At 47.7% G+C, this 24891-nt stretch carries 26 protein-coding genes and 3 tRNA genes; 13 read left to right on the top strand and 16 right to left on the bottom strand.

Annotation, left to right across the window (positions count from 1 at the left end; genetic code table 11):
* Positions 1-104: 104 nt before the first annotated feature.
* Positions 105-1715: a sigma-54 interaction domain-containing protein gene (locus DCCM_RS08395; protein WP_104371964.1), complete on the bottom strand. Its 1611-nt coding sequence runs from the start codon at positions 1713-1715 to the stop codon at positions 105-107.
* Positions 1716-1951: 236 nt separating this feature from the next.
* On the opposite strand from DCCM_RS08395, the gene DCCM_RS08390 reads away from it, so the two are divergent.
* Entirely contained in the window at positions 1952-2566 is a 615-nt protein-coding gene (locus DCCM_RS08390) for a LysM peptidoglycan-binding domain-containing protein (RefSeq protein WP_104371963.1), read from the top strand.
* A gap of 9 nt (positions 2567-2575) precedes the next feature.
* On the opposite strand, the gene DCCM_RS08385 is transcribed toward DCCM_RS08390, so the two are convergent.
* The 3 genes from DCCM_RS08385 to DCCM_RS08375 form a co-directional block, all read right to left on the bottom strand.
* The gene (locus tag DCCM_RS08385) at positions 2576-4228 is read right to left on the bottom strand and encodes a histidine kinase N-terminal 7TM domain-containing diguanylate cyclase (protein ID WP_104371962.1); all 1653 of its coding nucleotides are present in this window, start codon (positions 4226-4228) and stop codon (positions 2576-2578) included.
* Between the two features lie 169 nt (positions 4229-4397).
* On the bottom strand, positions 4398-4721 hold the full coding sequence (locus DCCM_RS19720; protein WP_104371961.1) for a DUF3307 domain-containing protein: 324 nt from the start codon (positions 4719-4721) through the stop codon (positions 4398-4400).
* A 181-nt stretch (positions 4722-4902) separates the two neighbouring features.
* Complete coding sequence (locus DCCM_RS08375) at positions 4903-5946, bottom strand: DUF362 domain-containing protein (RefSeq protein ID WP_104371960.1); 1044 nt, start codon at positions 5944-5946, stop codon at positions 4903-4905.
* A 666-nt stretch (positions 5947-6612) separates the two neighbouring features.
* On the opposite strand from DCCM_RS08375, the gene DCCM_RS08365 reads away from it, so the two are divergent.
* The gene (locus DCCM_RS08365; RefSeq protein WP_104371958.1) at positions 6613-7083 is read left to right on the top strand and encodes a CBO0543 family protein; all 471 of its coding nucleotides are present in this window, start codon (positions 6613-6615) and stop codon (positions 7081-7083) included.
* A 263-nt stretch (positions 7084-7346) separates the two neighbouring features.
* Here the strand turns inward: DCCM_RS08365 and DCCM_RS08360 are convergent, their stop codons facing one another.
* A complete protein-coding gene (locus DCCM_RS08360; RefSeq protein ID WP_104371957.1) occupies positions 7347-8192 on the bottom strand; it encodes a zinc metalloprotease HtpX in 846 nt (281 codons plus the stop codon).
* A 334-nt stretch (positions 8193-8526) separates the two neighbouring features.
* Here DCCM_RS08360 and DCCM_RS18540 point away from each other — a divergent pair, with 334 nt between their 5' ends.
* Positions 8527-8667: a hypothetical protein gene (locus DCCM_RS18540; protein ID WP_165792071.1), complete on the top strand. Its 141-nt coding sequence runs from the start codon at positions 8527-8529 to the stop codon at positions 8665-8667.
* 100 nt (positions 8668-8767) lie between these two features.
* Here DCCM_RS18540 and DCCM_RS08355 read toward each other — a convergent pair whose 3' ends face one another.
* The 3 genes from DCCM_RS08355 to DCCM_RS08345 are packed head-to-tail and all read right to left on the bottom strand — an operon-like array spanning position 8768 to position 12432.
* Positions 8768-9265 carry a 4Fe-4S dicluster domain-containing protein gene (locus tag DCCM_RS08355; protein WP_104371956.1) on the bottom strand — a complete coding sequence of 166 codons (498 nt, stop codon included), beginning with the start codon at positions 9263-9265 and terminating at the stop codon, positions 8768-8770.
* An 11-nt stretch (positions 9266-9276) separates the two neighbouring features.
* Complete coding sequence (gene cooS / locus DCCM_RS08350) at positions 9277-11181, bottom strand: anaerobic carbon-monoxide dehydrogenase catalytic subunit (RefSeq protein ID WP_104371955.1); 1905 nt, start codon at positions 11179-11181, stop codon at positions 9277-9279.
* Between the two features lie 24 nt (positions 11182-11205).
* A complete protein-coding gene (locus DCCM_RS08345; protein WP_104371954.1) occupies positions 11206-12432 on the bottom strand; it encodes an NAD(P)/FAD-dependent oxidoreductase in 1227 nt (408 codons plus the stop codon).
* Positions 12433-12698: 266 nt separating this feature from the next.
* Here DCCM_RS08345 and DCCM_RS08340 point away from each other — a divergent pair.
* The 3 genes from DCCM_RS08340 to DCCM_RS08330 all read left to right on the top strand — a co-directional run bounded on the left by DCCM_RS08340 (position 12699) and on the right by DCCM_RS08330 (position 12950).
* Positions 12699-12775, top strand: a tRNA-His gene (locus tag DCCM_RS08340).
* A 7-nt stretch (positions 12776-12782) separates the two neighbouring features.
* Positions 12783-12857: transfer RNA gene (locus DCCM_RS08335), tRNA-Gln, on the top strand.
* Positions 12858-12874: 17 nt separating this feature from the next.
* Positions 12875-12950: transfer RNA gene (locus tag DCCM_RS08330), tRNA-Lys, on the top strand.
* A 43-nt stretch (positions 12951-12993) separates the two neighbouring features.
* On the opposite strand, the gene DCCM_RS08325 is transcribed toward DCCM_RS08330, so the two are convergent.
* Positions 12994-14169 (bottom strand): MFS transporter, encoded by a 1176-nt coding sequence (locus DCCM_RS08325; RefSeq protein ID WP_104371953.1) that lies wholly within the window; start codon positions 14167-14169, stop codon positions 12994-12996.
* A 39-nt stretch (positions 14170-14208) separates the two neighbouring features.
* Positions 14209-14757 carry a hypothetical protein gene (locus tag DCCM_RS08320; protein ID WP_104371952.1) on the bottom strand — a complete coding sequence of 183 codons (549 nt, stop codon included), beginning with the start codon at positions 14755-14757 and terminating at the stop codon, positions 14209-14211.
* 173 nt (positions 14758-14930) lie between these two features.
* On the opposite strand from DCCM_RS08320, the gene DCCM_RS19445 reads away from it, so the two are divergent.
* Positions 14931-15062, top strand: coding sequence for a hypothetical protein (locus DCCM_RS19445; protein ID WP_269433743.1), 132 nt, complete (start codon positions 14931-14933; stop codon positions 15060-15062).
* A 339-nt stretch (positions 15063-15401) separates the two neighbouring features.
* Here the strand turns inward: DCCM_RS19445 and DCCM_RS08315 are convergent, their stop codons facing one another.
* Positions 15402-15962 (bottom strand): CBO0543 family protein, encoded by a 561-nt coding sequence (locus DCCM_RS08315; RefSeq protein WP_104371951.1) that lies wholly within the window; start codon positions 15960-15962, stop codon positions 15402-15404.
* A 182-nt stretch (positions 15963-16144) separates the two neighbouring features.
* Between DCCM_RS08315 and trhA the strand changes: the two genes are divergently transcribed.
* A complete protein-coding gene (gene trhA / locus DCCM_RS08310; RefSeq protein WP_104371950.1) occupies positions 16145-16795 on the top strand; it encodes a PAQR family membrane homeostasis protein TrhA in 651 nt (216 codons plus the stop codon).
* Between the two features lie 351 nt (positions 16796-17146).
* Complete coding sequence (locus DCCM_RS08305) at positions 17147-17989, top strand: Fe-S protein (protein WP_104371949.1); 843 nt, start codon at positions 17147-17149, stop codon at positions 17987-17989.
* A gap of 32 nt (positions 17990-18021) precedes the next feature.
* On the opposite strand, the gene DCCM_RS18535 is transcribed toward DCCM_RS08305, so the two are convergent.
* Complete coding sequence (locus tag DCCM_RS18535) at positions 18022-18189, bottom strand: hypothetical protein (RefSeq protein WP_165792070.1); 168 nt, start codon at positions 18187-18189, stop codon at positions 18022-18024.
* A gap of 557 nt (positions 18190-18746) precedes the next feature.
* Here DCCM_RS18535 and DCCM_RS08290 point away from each other — a divergent pair.
* On the top strand, positions 18747-19646 hold the full coding sequence (locus DCCM_RS08290; protein WP_207655561.1) for a helix-turn-helix domain-containing protein: 900 nt from the start codon (positions 18747-18749) through the stop codon (positions 19644-19646).
* Between the two features lie 75 nt (positions 19647-19721).
* On the opposite strand, the gene DCCM_RS08285 is transcribed toward DCCM_RS08290, so the two are convergent.
* From DCCM_RS08285 to DCCM_RS08275, 3 genes are all read right to left on the bottom strand, one after another.
* A complete protein-coding gene (locus tag DCCM_RS08285) occupies positions 19722-20849 on the bottom strand; it encodes a S41 family peptidase (RefSeq protein WP_104371946.1) in 1128 nt (375 codons plus the stop codon).
* 192 nt (positions 20850-21041) lie between these two features.
* Positions 21042-22070 carry an S-layer homology domain-containing protein gene (locus DCCM_RS08280; RefSeq protein ID WP_104371945.1) on the bottom strand — a complete coding sequence of 343 codons (1029 nt, stop codon included), beginning with the start codon at positions 22068-22070 and terminating at the stop codon, positions 21042-21044.
* Positions 22071-22187: 117 nt separating this feature from the next.
* Entirely contained in the window at positions 22188-23135 is a 948-nt protein-coding gene (locus DCCM_RS08275; protein ID WP_104371944.1) for a hypothetical protein, read from the bottom strand.
* 126 nt (positions 23136-23261) lie between these two features.
* Between DCCM_RS08275 and DCCM_RS08270 the strand changes: the two genes are divergently transcribed.
* The 3 genes from DCCM_RS08270 to DCCM_RS08265 all read left to right on the top strand — a co-directional run bounded on the left by DCCM_RS08270 (position 23262) and on the right by DCCM_RS08265 (position 24498).
* Positions 23262-23744, top strand: a complete 483-nt coding sequence (locus tag DCCM_RS08270; RefSeq protein WP_104371943.1) for a YhcN/YlaJ family sporulation lipoprotein — start codon at positions 23262-23264, stop codon at positions 23742-23744.
* Between the two features lie 299 nt (positions 23745-24043).
* Positions 24044-24220 (top strand): hypothetical protein, encoded by a 177-nt coding sequence (locus tag DCCM_RS18530; RefSeq protein ID WP_165792069.1) that lies wholly within the window; start codon positions 24044-24046, stop codon positions 24218-24220.
* Complete coding sequence (locus DCCM_RS08265) at positions 24217-24498, top strand: type II toxin-antitoxin system RelE/ParE family toxin (RefSeq protein WP_104371942.1); 282 nt, start codon at positions 24217-24219, stop codon at positions 24496-24498. Before DCCM_RS18530 ends, DCCM_RS08265 begins: the two co-directional genes overlap by 4 nt.
* A gap of 84 nt (positions 24499-24582) precedes the next feature.
* Here DCCM_RS08265 and DCCM_RS08260 read toward each other — a convergent pair whose 3' ends face one another.
* Positions 24583-24876, bottom strand: a complete 294-nt coding sequence (locus tag DCCM_RS08260) for a DUF2442 domain-containing protein (RefSeq protein WP_104371941.1) — start codon at positions 24874-24876, stop codon at positions 24583-24585.
* Between the last annotated feature and the right edge of the window lie 15 nt (positions 24877-24891).

The following is a 24891-nucleotide window of genomic DNA, read 5'->3' as shown; positions in this document are numbered from 1 at the left end:
TGGTTTTATCAGTAGCTTTCTTAAATTTTAAACAGGTTGATCTGTACGAATCGGTTAACTTAATAGTATATTTTGAACTGAAAAGTAAAATTTTCATTCTTAAGTTATTTATTGTACAATACTTTATTTATCCGCTCCACGCGACATTGAAGCGACCTTCTGGAAATACCAAGGTAACGCGCCGCTTTAGTTTTGTTGCCCTTGTGTATTTCCAAAGCCTGGCTGACAATATTATTTATAAACCTTTCAAGATCCAGCCCTTCGGCAGGCAGCGTAAAGTTATCAGGATTAACCGCCGGGATATAACCATCGACGCCCTGGGAAACATTATCCTTTTGCTGTAAAATTCCAAGATGCGCGGGCTCGAGAACAGATTCATCGTACATCAAGGTAACCCATTCCATAACATTTCTCAGTTCCCTTATATTTCCCGGCCAATTATATGAAAGCAACAATCTTGCTGCGGAATCACTGATTTTAACAAATTTCTTTTCTCTCTTTTTCGAAAAATCAATTAAAAATTTAGTGACTAAAGGTAATATTTCCTCTTTGCGCTCCCTCAGGGGCGGTAAGGACAGATGTCCCACATTAAGGCGGTAATATAAATCCTTTCTGAATAATCCCTCACTTGCCTTTTTATTTATATTTTCATTGGTTGCGCATATGATTCTAATATTAGTCCTTATTTTTCTAAGGCCCCCCACCCGGTAAAATTCTTTTTCCTGGATTACCCGTAATAATTTAGCCTGCAATTCAATCGGCAGTTCCGTTATTTCATCGAAAAAAATAGTGCCGCCCGAGGCAAGATCCAGTTTCCCCTTTTGCCCCATGGGTAACCCGCCTGTAAAGGAGCCGGATTCATAACCGAACAGTTCGCTTTCAAATAAACTTGCTGTTAAAGCAGCGCAATTGACATCAATAAACGGTTCCGCGACGTTAAAATCACCGTAATGAATATATTGCGCGATTACTTCCTTGCCTGTCCCCGTTTCACCCTGGATTAAAACCGGAATTGAACGATCCTGATGATACTTTTTGGCCTGTTTGAAAAGAGCCTTCATTTCTTCGGAGGCGATGACAATCTCAAGGAGTCCTTTTCCCTGGGCGACGGCCTTTTTATTAAGACCTGATTCACGCTTTGTTATTTTTGCTGTGGCCGCAGCTTCATCTTTAATTTTTTCTTTCCGCCCCTCCTTTGCTGTTTTTTTCCCATAAGAGGCTTCAAGCTGTGCATTGGTCCCGGGCGGATTATCCCTTATTCTTTTTCGGGCGGTTATATCCCGAATAATACTCAACAACGCGTATTCCTCGCCAATCATGATGCCCTGCGAGCTTACCTCCACATGAAAGGTGCAGCCGTCCACGCGTTGATGGATTGTTTCAAACAATATGCCGTTACGGCCCGCCTGTTCCATCTGGGATTCAACCAGAGGCAAAGTTTCCCTGGCGCGCAGGTCATATATGCTCATAAGCAGCAATTTATCCCGGCCGTAGCCATATGCCTTAACCGCGGAATCGTTTGCTTCCACAATCCTGCCGTCCCGGCGTATCAATAAAATGATATCCCGGGCATTCCCAAAGAATAGCTTAAACCAGCTTGTTACCATCTCCGTTTCCAGGAGATTTGCCCCATTGCCGTATTCAAGCCCTCTCTCTCCGGCGCCGATTAAAAAAGCACTGGTTGAGTCGTTGTTTTTCACCTGAAAAATGTTCACCGCATCCACCTCGCCCGAAAGGGTCGGGGGACACACCTTCTCAGGGTAGCCAATCACCTGCCGTTAAACAAATATAACGAAGGAATGCCCCTAACGTATCAGTAGTGTGCCTGGGAAAATTTTAAGGCTGCAAAGTTTAAAAGTAATATATTTGACATTTACTGTTTTTCCCAAGGCAAGTATCTGGTATAATAAAAAAAGTGAAATGGTAATATTTAACAAAGAAGGGGATAGATATGAGCAATCTTCCTGAAACTCCTGCTTCCGCCGGCCAGGAAAACAGCAATTCCCGGGAGCGCTACACGGTTAAATCAGGAGACAGCATGTGGTCAATCGCCAAACAGTTCGGGGTAACCCTTCAGGAAATGGTTGAGGCCAACAACCATATTACAAACCCCGAAGCCCTTAACCCGGGAGACGAGCTGAAGGTGCCGGAAAATTCAAACTTTACCCAAGCCTCCAACATCGCCCTACCCTGTTGCCTGATAATGGAGCGCACAGGTCAAAGCGTCCCGGCCGACGCACTGGGGACGGCCCTAATCCGCCAGTTGGTACAAATCAGGCCCGGCCGCAGCGCCATCACCATAGCCGCGAGCGGCCTGCCCGCTCCCATGGATTTACTCGGGGGCTTTAACGGTTATCAGGGCATTGCCTTCATACCGGGCGAAATTACCTGGCAATGGCCGCTCTTTCCCACCGCGGAGTCCATCCCCACCTGGTCCGGCACCTTTACGGAAATAACCGCCGCCCTGACCACTGCCGCCGTTATCCAGGTACGCCCGTTGAATTCTGCCACCGGCCAGGCGGGAAACCCGTTGCTTTCCGTAACCCTTACGTCCTGCCAAAAATAACTGTTGCCTTTAACCCGCAACCGCAACGCGGTTGCGCCCTTTTTCCTTGGCCTGGTAAAGAGCCTTGTCCGCCCTGGCCAAAAGCACCTTCAACACTTCAGAGGGCTCCCTGTCCGCCTCCAGGCCATGCTCCACGCATACCAGGCCGATACTCACGGTGACCCCAATAACTTTATCGGCTATTGTATATGCCTGCGCCTCAACCGCGGCCCGTATTTTTTCCGCCAGAAAGTCCGCGCCGGAACAGTCCGTGTGGGGCAGGAAAATAATAAACTCCTCCCCGCCGAATCTGGCCAGCACATCCGTGCGGCGCAGATTGTCCCTGACGATACCCACCACCATCCTGAGGACTTCGTCCCCGGCCAGATGCCCGTAGGTATCGTTAATTGTCTTAAAGTTGTCCAGGTCGCAAAGAAAAATGGAAAAAGGGCTTCCATAGCGCTGGGCCATGGCAATTTCACGGGTCAATTGCTGCAAAAGATAGCGCCTGTTGTAACAACCGGTCAACTCGTCTGTTATGGTCATATGCTCGAGTTTTTTGTTAGCCTCAAAAAGCTCTTCCTGTACCCTCATCAGCTCTTTATTTTGATGCTGCAGGGCGATATTTTTATCTTTAACCTTATTCAGAAGACTGCGCAATTCCGTCACGTCGCTTAATGACACTATCCTGCCCAGCAAATTATTCTTTTCGTCCAGCAACGGAGAAACGTTAATGGAAATGTGCCAGATATTCTCCCCCATTAATGTTATTTCCGTATGCAAGTCCTTTGATTTCTCCTTTGCAAATCGCTCAAGAAACCCCGCTTTTGACCCGCTCACGGACGGCGACAACAGGGTTTTGCCCATGTCCAGAATCTGTCCGGGCCGGATGTTAGCCAGCCTTTTGGCGCTCCTGTTAAGTCCCAGCACTATATCGTCCCTGTCCAGCACAATTATCCCCGTGCCCATGCTGTCAATGACCTCTTGCCGGGCTATGTTGACAATCCTGAAAAGATCGTATTTTTTAATCGCCAAAATAAAACAAAGGGCTGAAACTATAATGCCCGCGGAAGTAAAACCCGGGATAACGCCGAACATAGGAAAAAAAACCACATTGACCACGAGATCGGCCAGGGAAAATAAAAGCAGCAGCACCACGCCCTTTAAACACAAGGACAGCTGCTTTTCCAAAACGCTGTCGGGAATTAATTTCATGGTTTTTAGCATAAGCACCGTGGCCATTACAAGGTAAAAGATATTGGAGGCCACAAACACCCAGAAAAAGGGCCCATATGTTCGAACGGCCCAATCTCCGTCAACCGGCCGGGTAAACAAAAAGTGCCACGGGTTGGTGGTAACAAGTATTGAACATAGAACAGCCGGCACCAATAACAGGTAAATAACCGTCTTTTTCAGCGTTTTCTTGATCAGCACCAGGGAAAACATCAGCCACCCAAAGCCCAGAAAGCAAAGCCCCACAAAGGCGACATTCAAAAAAAACCACTGGTATCCACGCCGGGGAATAACGTTGATAAAAAAATTACAGGCCGGCCAGAGCATCATCAGTGAATGAAAGGCCAGGAAGGCTTTATGCAGGATTGTAATTTTGTTGGAGGCCATTACATAAATGAACAATATAAAAAGAGCTATAAAAAGGATAAAATCAATTAATTCCGGATTCACAAATAATCACCTTAATTAACAATACATAACATATGATACCATTATTCTCCAATAAATCAATATATCCTCCTGGTTTTTTACATTTAGAAAGTTAATTTGAATGATGAAAACTGCTATATAAAAGAGCATAATTTGAGTTCCGTTTTAGTGCATTAATATCCTTTGAGGTTCACCAGGGCAGCAGCATAACCAGCACAGCCACATGGACAATCTGGTCAAGGGCGTATCCTAACAATTTATCCCGGGATGTTCTAAAACTAAACACATAACATTTAAGGTAGTCCGCAATAAAATGGCTTATAAAAAGGACTACCGGCTTCCACCAGGCAAAAAGATCTATAAAATAAAGTGTAACAGTTAAACTAACGGTATATAACCAAACATGCAATAATAAATAATACCCGCTCTGCCTTTTCAATCTCCAGAGCTTGTATATCTGAAGAAAAAAGTCACCTGTTATGTGGCCAACCAGCAGCCAGAAAAAGTAATGCATATTTAAATTCCTTTAATTCGGGATTAAAGTTTATTTTCAATATAAGCTATGATTCAATAACCTTATTTATATTTCCTGCCCAATATTTCCCATGATACAGTTTTTTAATTTAAAAAAAGTATTGAGCATCTTTCCGATACTCAATACTCTTCTATCAGTGCAAAATGCCGGCTGCGCCGCTTTATTTTAATTCGATAGCCTTTTGGGGGCAAAGTTCCTGGCAGCAGAAACAAGTGATGCACAGTTCCGGGCTTAGAACCGGGTATTCATTCATTGTCAGGGCACCGCCGGGACAGTGCTCAATGCAGTTTCCGCAGCCGGTGCATAATTCTTTATCCACCCTGGGCCTTGCCGCTGTAATGGAGCTCAAAGTGGAGGCCGTGCTCGGGTCCATCCCCTGGGGCAGTTTGAATCCCGGTATGACTTCAAGTTTTCCATCGATATTAATCCTTGAAAGCTCACCGGTGCCGTATCCTCTGGCGGACGCCAGCTCAATGGTGCGGGGCAATTCAGTAAAACCCATCATATACGCCACCACGGTGTCCACGGCCACGGGATCGTCCCCGGCCAGTATTTTGCCGAGGCTGACTAAATCCTTGGAGGCCGGGCCGTTGCCCTCCATGGCCACCACTCCGTCCACTATTACCAGATCGGGAACCCTGATGGCAAAGACGTCCACCAGCGCTTCGGCAAAATTAAAGGGGTTGCCGGCTTTTTTATGGGTCTGTGCTTTAAGGGCGCCGGCTATAAGCCCAAAATTATTTTTGATGGCGCAGGATAATCCGGTGAGCCCGTGAGTTTTAAACTTTGGCATACTGATATATACGTCGGCCTCGATAATCGCCCGTGATATAAGGGCCCTCTCTATATACGGCGAATTAATTTCCCGGGATACGGTTTCCGCGCCAAGATTTTGATAATAGATACCGGCAGCCTCCATCAAACCGGTGTCCCTGAAGGCCTTTTCATTCATACCGTAGGAAAAAACCCCGGGGTTGTCGCCCACAATGACCGATGCGGGGTGACGCCCGACCACTTCATTTATTACGGCCTTTAGCACCGACGGGTGGGTGGTTATGCCCTCTTCCGGAGTCGCGCTGCGCAGTACATTGGGCTTTATAACCACTTTTTTTCCTTCCAGCTCTAACGGAAAAAGCTGAAATATCCTTTCCACAGCCTGCTGACAGTCTTCGTAGCTTGCCTCCATAATCGCCACCGTGCTCATCACAGCACCTCCTTAATTTCCGCCTCCCGGGTGATCTTCATCATGCCTTTCATTTAAATTAACACCCCGCATAACTTTAAACTTCAATATCATCCAGGAGGTATAACCTATAATTTAGCACAAAACCAATCCATCTTCCACTCCTCTTTTTCAGTGCGACAGGGGACGGTTCTTGCTGTCGCAAAAAGTATGAAAAGTGCCGAATCAAATGTCCCGGGTGGAATACCCATCAGCAATCCAACCCTATGGAAGCCGCCCGCTAAAAATAAAAAGCTCCAGGCTATTTGCCTGAAGAAATAAAAAATCTTTAAATTGTAAAAGTTCACCAACTGAATCTTATCAGTGAACCGCCCCTCCCTTCGCTCTCGCTTCGCCATTAAGTAAGGCTCAGAGTGGTGACTTCCCGGCGGGAAAGTTAAACTGCGGATAAAAGTCATGATAACAACAAAATATATTTAAGGGTGAAAATGTTATTAAAGCTTGTATAATCCGGGCAGTACTTCCGGTTAATCTTTCCCCCGGCATTGGCAAAACATGAAATAGAGCCGTTAATAATCGTGTAATAAATATTGGCCCGGATTAAAGCAAAATAAGTATCATTAGGCGGTGTTGTCTTTAAGTTTTGCAATTATAGCAATGTTGGAGATGTTTGGAGAAGGATAAAATATGATTTTTATGCTAACAAGTTTTATTTTGTCATGGATAATATTTGGTTTGTTTGCGGATAAGAAACGTTTTCTTGGCCAATTGCCAACCTGTTATTTTGCAATGATATTGGGTTTTCTTACCGACTTTCTTGTTGAAGCCTACCCCCTTTGGGAATATACCGCAGCAAACAAATGGGAACATTTTTTCGTAGAGTATTTAGATGAATTAGGTATTTATTTTGTTATTACATATCTTTTTCTACAAACACTTCCTAAACAGAAAACATTTTCAACAATGTTCCTGCATATTTTTATATGGACAATACCATCCCTTTTAATTGAGCTGGTTGCTTTGAAAATTAAGGCAATGGAACACCATTTGTGGTGGAATATATATTATTCCTATATTTGTGACTGGTTTTTATATTTTATTTTTTATAAGCATCATCAACTTTACGCAAAAGAATTCCCCTCAACCACCCGGCCCTGAAATGCGACAGGGGACGGTTCTCGCTGTCGCAAAAAGAGGATGGCAGAGTGCCCCATGTACAGGAACCCCCGGAGGGAAAGGACTTCCGGGGTTACTTTTTTCCGGCTGAGAACACCTGAGACAAAGTGCTGTGACTCATCCGGCGCATGTCCAGCCCGCTCCCGTCAACCGGCTCTCACGGCCGGTATCTCCCGGGACAGCTTAAAAAAGGCGGAAAGGGCGGGAAAAGCCTGCCTCTTCAAAAGGCAGGCTGATATACCGTGTTACAGTCTCATGCTCCGGAGCCTGGCAACCCTGTCCTCGATGGGCGGGTGGGTGCTGAAAAGTTTCATTAAGGACGCCCCGGAAAGAGGATTAACAATAAACATGTGTGAAGATGCGGGATTCACCTGCATGGGAATGCGGTGCGCCGCCGACTCAAGCTTCAATAGAGCGTTGGAAAGGCCCTCCGCTGTTCCCGCAATACGGGCTCCTGTGGCATCGGCCATGTATTCCCTGGAGCGCGATATGGCCATTTGTATGATCATGGCCGCTATGGGCGCGATAAAGGCCATAATCAACCCACCGAACATGCCGCCCCCCTCTTCATCATCTTCGCCCCTGCCCATTCCAAATATGGCCGCCCACTGTAAGGCGTTGGCCATCATAGTGATGGCCCCGGCCAGGGCCGCGGCTATGGTGCCCACCAGAATGTCCCTGTTTTTTATATGGGCTAATTCGTGGGCCAGAACACCTTCCACCTCGGAGCGGTTTAAAATTCTCATTATCCCCTGGGTTACGGCCACCGCCGCGTGGGACGGGTTCCGCCCGGTGGCAAAAGCGTTGGGCTGATCTGAGGGTGTAACGTATAGTTTTGGCATGGGGATTCCAGCCCGCTGGGATAATCTGTTAACAATAGCGTACAGCTCCGGCGCTTCGGCTTCCGATACAGGATATGAACGGGTCATTTTTATGGCAATTTTATCACTGTAAAAATAACCGAAAAAGTTCATGACCATGGCAATAAGGAAAAATATCATCGCCCCCGACTGTCCGCCTATGGCGTTCCCCATCAGCACCAGGAGTATTGATAGAACGCCCATCATTAGCCATGCCTTTAATGTGTTCATTAATAATCTCCCTCGCTATTTAAAATTTAAAATTCTTTTATTGTTTTTATTTACAGCAACGGCACAATATTTTTAATGAAAACCAACCACCCCGCCTGCAATTTCCACTTTAGGTTATAATTATATACATTATACCGTACAGTCATACGTTATGCTAGACGTTTCTTTTGTATTGTTAAATTAGATCCATTTCCAAAAGTCTTTGCAATCCAATGAATGTTACCAGCTTAAGGAAACCGGGGCGAATTAACCTTTCTTTAAAAAGCCCTGGAGGGAAGGATTTTACCGGCTTAAAGAGAATTCTTTTATTAGGATAACAAAGGAGGTATATTATATGGATACTACCATTGCGGCGTATTTCAGCGTCATAGCCGCCATACTGGTGGCCGGCGGAATTTTATATCAGGTCAGGAACTATGATACCGTTACAAAGGCTCCCAGGGAGATTACCCCGTCCGGGGATCATCATCATTGATTAAAGGCGCTGCAGACGTCCTTTCTCATTATGGTCATAATTGGCCCGGTAAAAATAAGGGCCGGCTGCTTTTCCGTTAGGCAACCGGCCCCATTTTCATTTATTTCAACGCTCTTTCCAAAAATTCCTTTCTTTTCTTCCCGGAATGACTGTCCACGGTGGTAAAAGCCAGCGCCCCGGTGGGGCAGGCTTTTACGCAGGCCGGAACACCGGTATGGTCAGTACAATTACGGTCGCATTTGACCGCCTCCCTTTTTCCTGTCTCCGCCCTGATTACACCGTAAGGGCAAACCATCACGCACATCCAGCAGCCGGTGCAGGGGGCCTCACCTCCCTGGTTGGTGACAATCCCGTCGGAGTTCCGATGCATGGCGCCGGTTATGCAAGCGTCTATGCAGGGCGCGTCCTGGCAGTGCCTGCAGTTCAGGGGCACTTTGCGGCTTCCAGACTGGCTGACAAATATCCTTTTCAAAGGGGCTTCCCCTCCCAGCACCGCTCCGAACAGGCTTTTCGCCAGGCTGTGGGCCGTGGCGCAGGCCAGTTCGCAGGAGCGGCAGCCCAGGCAGCGTTCGTAATTGATCAGCAGTTCCCTGGTCATGTCCCCCCTCCTTATTCCCATTCCCGGGTAGGCAGTCCCAGCCCGGATCGTCTTTCCTGAATAGCCGCAAATATGGCTCCCGCTGCTTTATAGGGATCGGTTTCCACAATAAAATAGCCCCCAAACAGATCCTTTACCCCCTCCGTAAGCACGGAGGTCACCAGGCGGCTGCCCAGCACCGGCGGCACCACGCCCAGATGAACCGGCAGTCCGATGGCCATGGCATAGGTGCCTATGGAAACGGCCTTTTCTGTTTTGAACTCAGGGGCGCTGGCCACCACGGGCAGTTTGTTAAGGTCCACACCCAGCTTATCGGCAACCGCCACTGCCAGGTCCACCGCCCTGCTGTTGTCCACACAGGAACCCATGTGCAGCACCAGGGGCAGGGGGCCGCCCAGCCCGTTGGCCTCTCCTATGGCCGTCAGAACCGCTTTCAGACCTGGCCCGGCGTATTCCAGGGTAGCCTCGGGGGTGAGATAGCCATGCCTGGCATAAGCACCCGCCCCGCAGCCGGTGGCCAGCAGCAGCACGTCCCTGGCCGCCAGCTCCCTGGCAATCACCAGGAAACTGTCGTCCTGGGGAACCTTCACATTGTTGCAGCCCGCCAGGAGCACCACCCCCTGCAGGCTGCCCGCCGCCAGGCTGTCGATAACAGGCTTGAGGGGATCCGCGGCATCCAGTTTGGAAAGGGCCTGTACAATGGCCTCCACGGAGAAGCCCGCCACCACCTTGCTGCTGACCGAGGGAATATTCACCGGCCTGCCCTGCCGCGCCCGGAACTGCTCTATGGCAACGGATATAATCTCCCGGGCCTTTTCAGCGGCGTTTTCCTCATGCATACCCAGGTGAACGGCTCCTGATATCTTGGCCATATCCATGGTGGTGATAAGCTTGGTTCCGGTGCACTCCGCCACCCCGGCCAGGGATGGATACACACACTGGTAGTCCACCACCATGGCGTCCAGCGCGCCGGTGAGCATGGGCATTTCCTGGGAAATGGAGTGAGTCAGGGCGGGAACCCCGTGTCTCATCAGAATTTCATTACCGGTACAGCAGACGCCCATCAGGTTGATGCCTTCCGCCCCCGCCCCCCGGGCCTCCTCTTCCATTTCCCGGGCCTCCTGCACAATTATGTCGCTCAGCACCGGGTTGTGCCCGTGCAGGGCTATATTCACCGATTTTTCTTTCATAACCCCCATATTGGCCTGGCTGAACACCGGTCCCGGAGTGCCGAACATAATATCCGCCAGGTCGGTGGCCAGGTGGCTGCCGGCATAGTCGGCTATGGCGCAGGAGACCCCGGCCAGCAAAAGGTTCACGGGATCGGCGTCCACCCCCAGATGGGTCCTGTGCAGCATTTCCACGATGGTATTATCTATGCCGGTGGGCATTGTGCCCAGTCTTTCGAAGGTTTCGCCACAGCCCCCGGTAAGGAATGATTGCGCCCATTTAAGAGGCCCCTCGCCCTCGGCAAACTGTTCCAGGGCCATGTCCATAAATTTATTAACCAATTCTTCCGCCGGAAGTTCCGGGTCCAGTCCCACCCTGGCGGCCAGCGCCCGGAGCTTGGCCTCGTCCTTCAGCCCGTACGCCGGGGCCTTGCCTGCCAGGCCCTTCTTCAGGGCATGGGCCAGGTGCCTGGCATGGCCGGAGTGAGCCGCCGCGCCGGCGGCAATGGCCCTGACCAGGTTACGGGCCACAATGGTATCGGCGTTTGCCCCGCATACCCCGTGGTCAGGGCCGTCGCCGTAAGGGTTGATCCGGCACGGACCCTGGGTGCAGTTGCGGCAGCACACCCCCAATTCACCGAAACCGCACTGGGGCTGCTGGGTCTGGTAGCGGTCCCATACCGTTTCCACTTCCCTTTCCCCGGCTGCTTTAATCATCTGATTAACCGCCTTATCCCTGGATTTCATTTATCCTCCTCCTCACCAGTAGATTCATATCATTAAACCAATATCATGAGCGCAAACACTGCCCTCCAATAACCTTTGCCGCAGCGCGGCCTTCACCGGCCGGCGGCTCCTCATAAGCCCGGTATAAATTCCCGCTTTTTCCACATCGCCCAGCAAAATCGTTCCCACCAGCCTTCCGCCGGTAAAAACCAGGCGGCGGTAAGCTTTACCCCGGCCGGTTAATCTGTCGTATACCTCTTCCCCGTCCCGGAGACCCGCGGAGATTATGGGCAAATCCCCGAATTGGGCCGAGTTCATACGGGTAATTGGTCTGGGGTAAGGCCTTAATGCACCCGCCATGTTGTAAGCGGCGTATCTCCCCTGCTCCACCGCCAGGGGCCAGAGCCCCGAAGGCGTTGGCCGGCCGGTTAGTAAATCCGTCACCTCTATGCAGTCCCCGGCGGCGTATACATCGGGCAGGCTGGTCTGCAGCCGGTTGCTCACCTTTATCCCGGCGCCCGCGGCGCCGCCCGCTTTGCTCACCAGGTCGATATTGGGGCGAACTCCCTTACCTACGATGGCGACACCGGCTTCCATTTCCCCGCCGTTTTTATCAAGCACTCCTGCCAGTGTCCCGCCGTCGCCCGAAGGAAGGAACCGTTCAACCAGGGTATTAAAGACAACCTTAATACCAATCCTCTTCAACTCCCGTTCCAGCATGGCGGAGCCTGTTTCGTCCAACTGGCGGGAAAGCAGGCCGGGGCTGCCCACCAAAACTGTAACGTCGGAAACCCATTTTTTCATCGCCAGGGCACCCTTTAACCCCACCAGCCCGCCGCCGCACACCACCGCGCTGCGGGCGCTGCGGGCCGCCTCCGCCGTGGACAAGGCATCCCCCAGACTACGGAGGGTAAATACGCCTTTCAGCTCCTCTCCCCGCACACCCAGCTTAACCGGGGAGGAGCCCGCGGTCACCAGAAGTTTGTCATAGTAAAGCAGACTGCCGTCTTGCAGCAATACCGAATGGTTAACTGGGTCGATGCTTTCAGCCCGGCCCCGGATTACCTCCAGCCGGCCATCCGCGGGCATCGCCGCCGGATAGCTAATTTCCCCGGCGGCCACATCTCCCCCAAGCACCTCCGGTATCCGGCAGCGGGCATAGAAAGACCCTTCATCGCATATCACCGTGATCCGGTCCGAGGGTTTCAACCTGTGGTATTGCAGTACCGCCGACATACCTGCGGCGCTGCCGCCCACCACCAGCAATTTCAAGTTTTTACCCCCCTTCAAAAATTATCTGTATATTTCGACGATTTGAATAATTATCCCTGCCATGAATAGCTGCAGTTTAATATGATTATACTATCGACATGTTTTGTGGTATAATCATCGCCGGAGCGGTTTTGAACACCCCGGCGGGGCATATATTTCCAGCACAAATTCAGCTTGACTTTTACACTTCCTTTTGTTAAAATAAATTTTGCTTACGGGCGACGGTGAAGCTGCGGCATGAGGCCGGAGCACCTTAAGAAAACATGGTGGATGTAGCTCAGATGGTTAGAGTACCAGATTGTGGCTCTGGGGGTCGTGGGTTCAAATCCCATCATCCACCCCATATATACTGGGGCGTCGCCAAGCGGTAAGGCACCGGTCTTTGGAATCGGCATGCGTTGGTTCGAATCCAGCCGCCCCAGCCAAATAAATAATAAGTAATGAGCCATTAGCTCAGTTGGTAGAGCACCTGACTTTTAATCAGGGTGTCCCGCGTTCGAGTCGCGGATGGCTCACCATTAATAAAGCTCCGGTTTTCCGGAGCTTTATCATTTTAACTGACTATTTCGCCCGGACTCCGGTCCGGGCCAGCAGCATACCCGCCCCTATAATTATCAGCAGCACGGAATAAAAGCCGATGGCGCCCAGGAATGAAAAATATTGGGCCATAACTCCCCCCGCCGCCGGACCTGCCAATAGCCCCACGGAATAAGCGGCATTCACCAGGCCGAAATTTTTGCCGTAGGCTTCACCGCCGCTCTTTTCCGAGTATTCCGCCAGCAGCGGCAGGCATGGAGTCAGCATGGCGCTTGCCGCAAAGCTGAACAGGCATACCGCCACATACATGTAAACCAGTCCGGGCACCAGGGCCAGCGCCGGGGCCACAAAAGCGGCGGCCGCCAGGCCAAGCAGCATTACCGGCCTGTGGCCGGCCCGGTCCGAAAGGTATCCCCAGACGGGCTGAATAAGGGAATAGGCCAGGCCCATCACCCCGAAAATAATTCCTATGCCCCGGCTGTCCAGGCCGAAATCCCGGGAAAGGCGAAGCGGCAGCAACGGCTCCAGCATGCCGATACCATAGCTGGCGGCCACAATCAGCAGCATTACCAGTGAGATTGCCGGATCCCCCAGAGATTTAAAAAACATGAATATCCCGGCGTCCCCTCCGGCACCCGGCTGCTCCGGCTCCGGAAGACGGATCCATAAAAACGCCAGGGCCGGCGGCAGGATGAGCAGCGCCGTGCTGAAAAAAGGAGCCCTGTAACCCCAGATGCTGAGCAAAAATCCGCTGAACAAGGGGCCCAGGATTGTCCCCAGACCAATAAAGGACAACATCAGCCCGAGTCTCCCGCCCCTCTCTTCACCGGGAAACATCGCCGCCGCGGCAGCCAGGCCGGCGGTCCAGATGGCCGCCCCGGCCATCCCCTGAAAAAATCTGGACAATACCAGCAGCCACATGTTGTTCACCCAGGCAAAGGATAAGGTTGAGACAAAAAGCATAAAAAGACCTGCAAGTAAAACCGGACGGCGCCCCAGGCGATCGCAGGCATAGCCGGCCGGGAAGCTGCCCAGCAGAAGGGCCAGGGAATACATGGCAAATATAATTCCCAGCAGGCCGGGGTCTGCGCGCAGTTCACGGGCATAATAGGGTACGATGGGAACAATTAGCCCGTATAATAGAGAGTCCAAAAAAATGGCGGCTGTCAACAACATATAAACCATATTTTTTGCCGGCATTATAATAATGGCAGCTCCTCACTCTTTTTACAGCAAATTTTACCTTGGCGGATTTAGTTTATTTACAACTTTTTTCTGCGCCTCCTCAATTAACTCCTCCACCCTGTCAATCTGCGGCAGCAATAAATCCGCGATTTTTTTAATTTCTTCCTTCGACATGACTTCCGCCATCCGCCGGGCATCTGCGCTGAACTGGTTGCATTTGGCAATGGTAAGCGAGGCAATGGCGGAATCACTCACCCCCATCAGCTCCGGAGAAATATTTCTGGGCAGGTTTTCTATTATCTTCCCGGAATCCGCCACCAATGCCGGATCCTCTTTATACAGCCCGACCCAGGCACGAAAATCCAATAACCCCCTGAGAACATTGTACAGACAAATGTAATGCTCCCTTAATTCTATAACTCTATTGTTGCGATATAATGTTTCCGTCATTTTCGCGGCTTGGGCAGTGGCCCTGGCAGCCTCCCTGGAAGAAACCGCCGCGGCATTTGACGCCCGGTAAAGCATTGCTCCCACAATCAAAGCCACCAGGCCGGCCAAAATATCCGATGGTTCAAGGGGGTTGTTTATATACCACTCAAACAATAATCAATGTCTCCCTTTTAAAACATTACCCGCCAAACACGCCGGGCATCTGAATTACTATAAAATATGTGTATTATCTATAAATCTATTCAATATGTCAGTTTAAGCGGCGCTTTTTGGATAAAGCATATTAATGTCGGCTTACGGTTAACCTAACGCCGGAGGTGTAAAATATGCCGGACAAAAAAAAGGACAGGTACGAAGTCCACAACCCGTCAATTCAAACCGCTCCGCCGAAAAACCTCAGCCCCGGCCCCTATCCCAGTAAAGACACCTTTCCCGAAGCGAGAAAAAAAGAGCTTTAAAGCAGACGGCCACCCTCCCGTGGGGGCGGCTTAAATATTATAAAATGGCTGTCTACCGGCCTTAACATGTCGGCTGCATTGCCATGTTCCGTTTCAGAAACCCCCTGCATATATTGGCACTAAAGGACCATATCAAGGAGGTATTACCATGGCAACCAGTACCTTCGGCTCGTCCATCGGCAGTCTTGCGCCGCTTTACTGTTTATTAGTTATAATAATATTGCTCTTGCTGATAATTATAGCTATTCTGCTTACCAGATAGATAAAATCAGACAATGGACCACCGCCTTCCAAAAACACCCACCATTTTAGTTCGCGGGAATTCACTTTCCCGTTTCTTTATGTAAAAGCCACTTTTTTTAAATAACCCATTATCCACCTCATTGACATAGCCATGGAAAAATAAATGGGAAATGAATAAACATGCCTCCAATTGAATACTTCGTAAAAACCCATTGCCATCAGGGCCGGTTCGGAAATAAAAGCGAAAATTCCCGCCACTATAATACTGGCCACGGCAAAGGATTTCCAGGTGTTGAAAAATTGATACACCAGCATATATATCACGGGAATAACCGAAAAGTCATAAACTATCAAAATGTCAAAAAGCGGGATGAGCCTTTGATGGTACTCCCATAAGTCAAATTCCACTCCAATGCCGTCAAAAAATTCGGATATAATCATTATCATTATACCATAGGTTAATATTTCAAATATTCTTCTGCGATCCACCAGCTTCCACCAAATGAGCCAGGGAAAGATAGTTAATGCCACAAGCAGCCACCACTCCCAGGTCAGAAAGGTTTCCTTTTTCCACCCCTGGCGTAAAATCTCATCAGCCCTTTTTTGCACCAGAAATTCCTTCTCAAAAAGCGGCGAGCCTTCTCTCAGTTTTCTCAATCCTTTTTATTATCTGCCTCAAACCGCGACTGTGGTAAAAAAGACATTAACCGGCGGGTGCACAGGCGCCATTTTTTATTTATTGCCTCAAAGAAGCTTTTTAAACCACCAGAGGCACTTTTATTTTTTTCATTTTTAATATATATTTACCTTATAAGTTTTAGAAAGGCAGGAGAAGTATATTGAGGAAATTGTTAAATATCAGGGAGCCGGTTAATACCCTGACTCATTTCATTACATTCATTGCCGCCATTGTCGGCCTGTTTTTTCTGGTTATCCTGGCTAAAAATAATACTTCCAAACTCCTGACCATGACCGTATACGGCGTAAGTCTAATTACCTTATACGGGGCAAGTTCCCTGTATCACTGGGTTAAAACTTCACCGGGCAGACAGCGGGCGCTTAGGAAATTCGACCACATCTCCATTTATATTCTTATCGCGGGTTCCTATACCCCTGTGTTTTACTACGGGCTGGAAGGGCCGTGGAAATGGTCGATGCTTTCGTCCGTGTGGGCTCTGGCAGCTGTCGGGATAATACTTAAAATATTCTTCTTAAACGCTCCCCGGACCATCTCAACCGTTTTTTACATTACACTGGGCTGGATAGCACTGGTGCCTTTTATTAAGCTGGTTGGAAACATACCCGTGGGCGGGATTGTTCTTATGGTTGCCGGCGGAGTGGCCTATACCGTCGGCGCCATAATATATGCCACCAAATGCTTTAATTTTATTCCCAATAGATTTGGGTTTCATGAGATATTTCACATCTTTATTATGGCCGGAAGTATCACACATTTTTTTATGATGATATTCTATATTATGCCGCTGTAATGCCCCGGCGGACTCAAGTTAAAAATGGACAAGTTAAATATTGACAGCTAATACGGTAAGTGGTAACATAAAGAAGTCGTTTCGAAAGGGGGGGTGAATATTGACTAAGGAACTAATCGATGAAATTCTTGAGAGTATCGGTTTGGAGAAAATTGAAATTGAGGAAGAGTAAAAACCGGAGGCGAAATAACCAAACGCCTTCGGTTTTTTCATTTTCCCCTCCCCGGCCTCCGGTTATGCCTCCCCATCCCCCAGGCCCTTATTGATACTGTTCTTCAAATAACTTAATATTAGAATGAGCTTATAAAAATAAGCAGGAGCCGATTCGGGACCGGAAGGAGCTTCACTACGGTGAATAAAGGCGCGCGGATAGTTGAAAAGGCTAAAGAACTGGGAGTGGCGATGGCTGGCATTGCAAATATCGAGCAGCTGAAAAAATCACCATCCCATGAAATTTTAAAGAAATTTGGCACAAAAATAGACGGTGTTTGCGCTGTGGCGGGTATCAACAGACTCAGTCCCGTGGAGTGGCCCCCGGAAGCAAAGTCCGTACTGGTCATCGCTGTTTCCCATCCCCAAAACAACCCGCGACTGGATTGGTTTTACACAAGCGGAAATACACCAGGGAATCAAATTCTGATCAGAATAAACAGGGAACTTTCCAAATGGATTGAAGAAACATTAGGCATTAAGACTCATAAAATGCCTTATTACGTGGAAAGGGGGGGAATATACCTTAAGGATGCCGCGGTATTAGGCGGTCTGGGTTGCATCGGTAAAAACAATATGCTGATAACTCCGGAATTGGGACCCAGAGTACGTCTTCGCGCCCTGCTGCTTGAAACGGGCCTGGCGTCCACCGGCCCGATTGATTTTGACCCCTGCCGGGATTGTGGAGAATTTTGCCGCCGGGCCTGTCCACAAAAAGCCTTCGATAATCCAACCCATTCACCCGGTGAGCTGGGAATAACCGAACTTCCGGCCAGGGACGGTCATTTCAGCAGGGCAAGGTGCACGACTCAAATGGATAAGGATGTGGAGTCCTTTGAAATAGATATTGATCTAAAGACTCTGGCCGGCCTGGATAAAGAAGAAGTACGCCAAGGGGAGAAACCCATTAAACACTGCCGTAAATGTGAATTCGCCTGCCCTGTGGGCACCTCCCGCCACACCTCCGAAAAAGCGCTTCTTTAGCAAGCGGCCGCAAAGCGCTCAGCCGGCTGCTTTCATCCGGCCATCCTCCTGCCCCCGGCCACTGCCCGGTAGTATTCATTAATAAGCTCATCCACCAGGCGGCTCTGCTTCAGCATCAAATCGCTGCCCAGGGGCATGGAGCAAAGCTTTTTCCTCTCCCGCTCCAGCTCGGTGTAAATTTCTTTAGCCTTGCGATTCAAAACAAATCCTCCAATTTATCATTTCAGTGGCCCCAATATTTCCTGACAATGCACCGCACCCGGAATGACCGCCTGTATACCTGGCCAATACGAAAAAACTTTTCCGGCGGGACCAGTGTGACATAGTTTTCACAGTGAGAAAAAATTCTATTTACAACATTAGGCCCCGAAAAAACGTTCTTAATGCATATACCCATGACTTCCAAGGTATCTTTGCGCATGTCGCTTTCACCCTATCCCCGAACAGTTGACCTTTAGTCTGCTTGCCCAAGTTTACAATTGATCTTTAGCAAACAAATAGTTCTCTCAGCGTGAATTTCCCCCGCAACAGTCTTATCGGGAGAAAAGTTTGGCACCTGCATGAAACTAAACAACAACTTTATTATAAATAGGCCTTTTTCCATTAAGTTCACCATCTCTGGTTCACATATCGTTAACATGATTATAGTTCACACCCCTTAAACTGTCAAGCCGTTACACCCTGAATGTTGAAATTTGTGAACTAAAACTTTTCGGTTCACAAATTGTGATAGCATAACACTATTGGGGTGATTTTCTTGAATTTCGGTAAACGTCTGCGGGAATTAAGAGAAGAAAAAGGCCTGCGCCAGGAAGATATTGGAAAGTATTTACATATTGGAAAATCTGCGGTATCACAGTGGGAAAATGGCATTAGAATGCCGGATTCATATACGATTAACAAGCTTGCAGACTATTTTAATGTTACTGTTGACTATCTTATAGGTAGAATAAACGACACTAACCCCGCCACAGCAAAGAAAAGGGAAGTGAGCCGGCAAATAGATATTCTTGATGCGCTGGAAGGCAATATCAACGAGCTAACTGTGGGTGGACAGCCCATTACAAACGAACAAAGACTTTCCATTCTGCGCGCCCTTATCAATCCCGCAAGGGGCACTAAAACAGAGCCCCGGATTCCTCTCCTTGATACCATTAAAACCGGCCTTCCACCCGGGCAAAATATCATCGGGCATGTGGGCATACCGGAAGATATTGAAGGGAAGGCCGATTTTGCCCTCCGGGTGTCCGGGGACAGCATGATCGGCTGCGGTATCGCTGACGGGGATATAGTGATATGCAAGCAACAGGACACCGCACAGCACGGGCAAATAGTTGTGGCACTAATTGAAGGCAATGAAACAACCCTGAAATTCTACATAAACGAAAACGGGCGGACCCTCCTAAAAGCAGCCAACCCGGAATACCCGGATATTGAACTCAACCCCAAAGACAACATACAGGGGTACGTGGTAAGGGTCCAGAAGGATGCGCCCACCCTAAACCACTACCGGGAATACATATATTACAAAGAAGGGCGGCTGGCCGAATGGAACAAAGTAATTGAGCTTGCGCTCAGCTGCAATATAAAGCCATCCATTATTGGGGAATTAATCAAGATACAAATTGAGTTGGCAAAAAGATTTGCCAAGGGCTAAACAGCATAAATACAAAACACCGGTGATTGCCGGGGACCGGGGAATTCCAACCGTTCAATGGGTATTTGGCATTTGCTATAACCTGGTCAATTTATAATCCCCCAAGGCAAATTGATATTCCTTTAAATTATTAACCAGGGATTTCGCTGTTAGCATTGAATCACCGTTATTAACCTCAATGTCGGGAGCTATGCCTATTCCGTTTATGGCAGCACCATCCGGTGTGTAAAACTCATACATTGTCATTTTTAGATAGCCACCGCTTTTTAAATGAAAAATATTTTGAACGGTCCCTTTTCCATGGGTATTAGTGCCTACCAATACCGCTTTTTTGTAATATTTTACGGCAGCCGATATTATTTCCGCTCCACTTGCACTATTATTGTTTATCAGAAAAACAACCGGCTGATTAATCACAATACCCTGCTTTTCAGCTCTATACCCGGTATAAACACCATTTTTACCGGTTAATAAAGTTAAATTATCTCCTATAAAATATCCGGCTATCTTCAAGGTGGAAGTCAGATAACCGCCGGGATTGTCACGCAAATCAATAATCCAGCTGTCTACCCTTTTGTCCTGTAAATTTTCAACCAATCTTTCAAATAAATCCGGTGATTCCCTGCCGAAAAAATTAATATCAATGTATCCTATATGCCCGTCCAGCACCTCGCCTGTCACTGTGGGAATTTCAATGGGTTTACAGGTTACTGAAGAAGTAATGGTTTCGTTATTTCTTTTTAAAGTGAACTCAATTACACTTCCTTCTTCTCCGCATAATAATGACCGCACCTTTTCTTCTCCTAACCCCTTTAAAGTGCTGCCCGAGACCTCGACAATAATATCTCCCTGCTTTATATGGGCCTCCTCCCCGGGAGAGCCATTCAGAACGGACAATACTAATGCTCCTTCCGGCACAATCCCGATATTTATGCCCAAATCCACTTTTTTATTATATTGGGAGTTTATAAGCCGACTATATTCATCGGCGGTAAAATATCCGGTATGGCGGTCCCCCAGCCTGTCGATCAACTCCCCGGGGGTTGGAGAATTAAGAATGTCTTCTGAAACCGCCGTCACATAATAATTTTTTAATAAAAACCTTATCTCCTCCATTGCCGTTTCCCGGGCAAAGGATGCCGGGCACAGAAAAAGCAAGCTCATTAATGCCAAACCAATTGTTAACCAAATTTTGTATTTCATAACCTTTGCCTCATTTACCGGAATGTTTTCTTAATTATATTATAAATTTTGATATTTCTTAATATTTAATTTTTATAAAAGACAAAATTTTTAATTAATAAAACCGCGTTCAGTGCGTTTAAAATAAAAAAGGTTTGCCCCGGTTGAAAGGCAAACCCATCCCCTTAATCACAATAAACCAGTCAGTTATTTTTAGTTGTCCCGGGGTAATCCACCGTATAATTCCAGGGTTTTCTGCAATACATCCACTATCTCCGATTGGGTAATAGGCTGTTCGGGCCTGAAGGTGCCGTCAGGGTATGCGGAAACAATACCATATGCCACGGCATTATTTATCCCTTCAGCCCACCATGGCAAGGCATCCTTGAAACCGGCTTTTGTATCCGCATCCGCGGCAGGAAATATTTTTCCCACCAGGTGAATTGCCTGGGCCCTGGTTATATAATCATCTGGTTTTAACAGTCCTCCCTGGTGGCCGGCAATTATTCCCGCGTCTATTAATGGCTTAATTTTATCCCTTGCCTGTGCGGTCAGCGCATCCGCATCCACAAACATATTGTCCACAGTATTGTCTGAATATGTCGGCTGCAGCGGACAGGAGGCAAATGGCAGCGTCATGTCCGCCAAAAGCTCAAAAAACTCCAGGCGCGTGATGGAGCCGCCGGGGTTTTTGGCGTATATCTTCGACAGTCCGTTTAATCTTGATACCCTGACGGTGCTGAAATTTTCCTTATTAAAAACAAAATCCATCACCATTATCTTTCCTGAAACGTCAACATTATTCACCTCTATTGTCAGGGACCGGGGTGTTGCCGCCACAAACTTTATTCCCGGTTTATCGCCGGCATCACGGATTTGATTTTCAAGCCCGTTAATATTTTCGGGCCACTCAATATAATTTTTGTAGTTTTCCTGATCCGGTGTCCGCATGTAGCACACGCCAACCGGCAAAGTTACCCTGATCCTGGCACCGGATTGAACAGGCACACTAACCCCTTCTTTGCCGCTAATCCTCAGCGTGCCCAGTTCTTTGCTGTCCCCGTAAGTAACTGTCGGCGCTGAAAGTATTGTATTTACAGTGCTTCCCTCACCGGATTGCATGGTGCTGTCCGGGTTTTCAACCTTTAAAACAATATCGTCCGGATCATTGGCTGCGGCAGGCACCGCAAAAAAGGCAAGTATCAATATTACAATTAACAAGCATTTTATACCTCTCCCCAAAAATACACCCCCTGATATAGCCAGTTTTTTTATATACTAGCAAAAATCTTCCCGGGGCTCAACAACCAATGGCGTCAATTTGCCCCTGTTTGTTAAATATGCATAACATAAAACTTATCATAGTTCATCAAACTCCGGGTCTTCTTCCATAAATTCGTCATATTGCCTGGATTCCACCCAAACATCTTTCTCTATCAGGGGGAGCAGTGTCCGGGGATCTATTTTCCAGCCTAAATTCTGTTTTTTAATCATATTTATGGAAAATTTCTTTCTATATTCCTTATCTGAGCCTTCATACACCAACCAGACATCAACATCAAAACTATTCTGATTTTTATCCTTAATCCCACACAACCTGGCAGATTTTATGTCATTTATGCCGTCCAGCAATGAAACCGCATATTCCGACTGATTGTCAATTGCTTTCCCGGCAATATAACCGTCATTTTGGGCGACGGCTGAAAAAAATACGTTTACAACACTCCGGGGAGGTAAGGAAAATAATTGTTCGTCCACTTTGTTGGCAGCCTTCCATATCATTATCTGATGATCCATGTTTATTTCCCGGGACGCATGAATTTTACTATCCCTAAAATGGATGCAAAAATGCCCGTTAAAATTGTTTCCCCGTATCGCCCCCGCGCCATGGGGCATTCCGTTCATTGAGGCGGCTATTCTTCGCCCGTTATCCAATTTAACAATGACAGCCTTGCGCTTCCAGCTCCAGCTGCCGTCATATATCATTTTCATCACGGAGCTATCCTCCGACGCCAGCGGTTGAACGTCGGCATGGTATTTACCCGCCCTTCTTTGAACATGGAATTGAAGCCCCGTTTCAAAATCTATAACTGTGGCTTTAGAGTATTTGGGGAAAATAGTGTTCACTTCTTCCCAGCGTAAAAATTCCCCGTATGGCGACGGTTCTTCCTTTGTTTTTTCGGGCTTGGGGATAGATTTACTTTCGTGAGCCACAATTATTTTATAGGCTGTAGGAACTGAAACAAACAACAAAATTAAAATTACACCAATTATTAAGCCACGCCTGCGAATATTTAAAAACAGCAATGGAAATACCTCCCTTGTTTTTAAATTATGCGGAGGAAGCGTTAATATATAACTATTTTTTCCCGAATAATTCCTGTACGAAAAGAGATAATAATGACGGATATTTCAAGGGAGGAGGTGTAAGATTTGAAAAAATTAAAAACAGCAATACTTTTACCTTTAACAGTCTTGCTGGGAGCTTCTCTGATTTTTGGAGGCTGTTCAGCAGCCAAGAAGCCGGCCACACCGGCACCGGGAGCCCCCACGACCCCAAGGGCCACCACTCCCGCCACGGATGCTGCCGGTCAGGTAGCAGACAGGGTAACGGCGGAGGCCAAAAAGGTAAAAGATGTCCGGGGGGCCACAGCCGTTGTATCGGGCAAAAACATTTACCTGGGGCTGAATTTGCAATCCAATATTGAGAGAGAAAAAAGAGCCGATGTGGAAAAAACAGTACTCGACCGGGTAAAGAATATTGAGCCCAATTACACTGTCAGCATAAGTTCCGATGCCGACACCGTTACCAGAATAAAAAAGGTGGCTGAAGGAATCGCCCAGGGAAAACCCATATCCAGCTTTGACAGGGAGCTTAAGGAAATAGGCAACCGAATTCAGCCAAAAACGAAATAATCAAATTATTAAAAACCCACAGCTGTTAAAGCCTGTGGGTTTTTTACATATATTTTTGAAGATGTAGTCTGCAGGGTACCCGGGAATCTTTTTAAATGAACAAAATCGCCCTTCGGGCGACTAAAAAATAACCGAGGATGGTCTCACCTATCCTCGGTTTCTCCTGTATGGGCCATATCTCTCCCACATTTGGGGCAGGCTATTTCTGGAGTATTATCATTTGGGGGATTCCGGCTTCTCCGTGGTTTTAGTTTTATGAGAAAGAATTTGTGGTAAAATATTTATGAGGTGATTAATCGATGATAAAAGAAGAGGTTATCAGCCTTATCAACAGATTGCCGGAAACCGCCACGCTGGAAGATATTATGTATGAACTGTACGTTTTACAGAAACATAAAAACGCTATGGCTGCTATTGAAAATGGAGATGTTCTCACGGTGGATGAAGTGAAAGGTTTACTTCTCAGGCAGCAATGATAAAGGTGCTTTGGACAAAACCGGCCTTTCAGGATTTACATTCAATTAAGGATTATATTGCCAAGGATTCAGTTTACTATTCTGAGAGATTTACCGCCAATATAATTATGGCAACAGAGAGACTGTCACAATTTCCCCGAAGTGGACGGATGGTGCCGGAAATCGGTGAGGAAAACACCCGTGAAATTATTTACGGCTCATATAGAATAATGTACCAGATACGGCAGGAAGCCATCTATATTACCCAGGTAACGCACGGCAAACGAAATCTTGAATAGAGATCAGGGCTGCTTAAGAGATTTCTATGCAACAGAAGCGGTAAAAAGCATTACAACAAAAAAACTGGTATAAAAGTACCGGTTTTATCTGGAAGCCTCCATAGGCAATTCGAGTGGAACGCTTTGGGCGTATAAAACATCGGGGTCTATGTCAATTTCACCAAACCACGAAATTGTACCCGCATCATTGTCTACTGATACTTTCTTGAAGATCGCCGGATTTTTTATCCGTTCAAATGCTGGGCCAACTAAAAACGGGCGTGCATCAATAACCCTGTATTCTCCATTGTCAAATTCCAGAATCAGGTGAAAGTCTCTAACGGGGTAGACGCTTTTTATCTCATGCAAAACGGTTTTAACCCCTTTATCAAAATCCATAAAAACACCCTCCAG

The organism is Desulfocucumis palustris, from assembly GCF_002933875.1.
Lineage (GTDB): Bacteria > Bacillota > Desulfotomaculia > Desulfotomaculales > Desulfocucumaceae > Desulfocucumis > Desulfocucumis palustris.
This window is presented reverse-complemented; position numbering and strand designations above follow the sequence as displayed.

What these genes read in the sequence shown, in the direction of transcription:
- DCCM_RS08390 (WP_104371963.1), top strand. Translation starts at nt 1,952, where the DNA reads ATGAGCAATCTTCCTGAAACTCCTGCTTCCGCCGGCCAGGAAAACAGC.
- DCCM_RS19720 (WP_104371961.1), bottom strand. Translation starts at nt 4,721, where the DNA reads ATGCATTACTTTTTCTGGCTGCTGGTTGGCCACATAACAGGTGACTTT.
- DCCM_RS08375 (WP_104371960.1), bottom strand. Translation starts at nt 5,946, where the DNA reads ATGAGCACGGTGGCGATTATGGAGGCAAGCTACGAAGACTGTCAGCAG.
- DCCM_RS08365 (WP_104371958.1), top strand. Translation starts at nt 6,613, where the DNA reads ATGATTTTTATGCTAACAAGTTTTATTTTGTCATGGATAATATTTGGT.
- DCCM_RS08360 (WP_104371957.1), bottom strand. Translation starts at nt 8,192, where the DNA reads ATGAACACATTAAAGGCATGGCTAATGATGGGCGTTCTATCAATACTC.
- DCCM_RS18540 (WP_165792071.1), top strand. Translation starts at nt 8,527, where the DNA reads ATGGATACTACCATTGCGGCGTATTTCAGCGTCATAGCCGCCATACTG.
- DCCM_RS08355 (WP_104371956.1), bottom strand. Translation starts at nt 9,265, where the DNA reads ATGACCAGGGAACTGCTGATCAATTACGAACGCTGCCTGGGCTGCCGC.
- cooS (WP_104371955.1), bottom strand. Translation starts at nt 11,181, where the DNA reads ATGAAATCCAGGGATAAGGCGGTTAATCAGATGATTAAAGCAGCCGGG.
- DCCM_RS08325 (WP_104371953.1), bottom strand. Translation starts at nt 14,169, where the DNA reads ATGCCGGCAAAAAATATGGTTTATATGTTGTTGACAGCCGCCATTTTT.
- DCCM_RS19445 (WP_269433743.1), top strand. Translation starts at nt 14,931, where the DNA reads ATGCCGGACAAAAAAAAGGACAGGTACGAAGTCCACAACCCGTCAATT.
- DCCM_RS08285 (WP_104371946.1), bottom strand. Translation starts at nt 20,849, where the DNA reads ATGAAATACAAAATTTGGTTAACAATTGGTTTGGCATTAATGAGCTTG.
- DCCM_RS18530 (WP_165792069.1), top strand. Translation starts at nt 24,044, where the DNA reads ATGATAAAAGAAGAGGTTATCAGCCTTATCAACAGATTGCCGGAAACC.
- DCCM_RS08265 (WP_104371942.1), top strand. Translation starts at nt 24,217, where the DNA reads ATGATAAAGGTGCTTTGGACAAAACCGGCCTTTCAGGATTTACATTCA.
- DCCM_RS08260 (WP_104371941.1), bottom strand. Translation starts at nt 24,876, where the DNA reads ATGGATTTTGATAAAGGGGTTAAAACCGTTTTGCATGAGATAAAAAGC.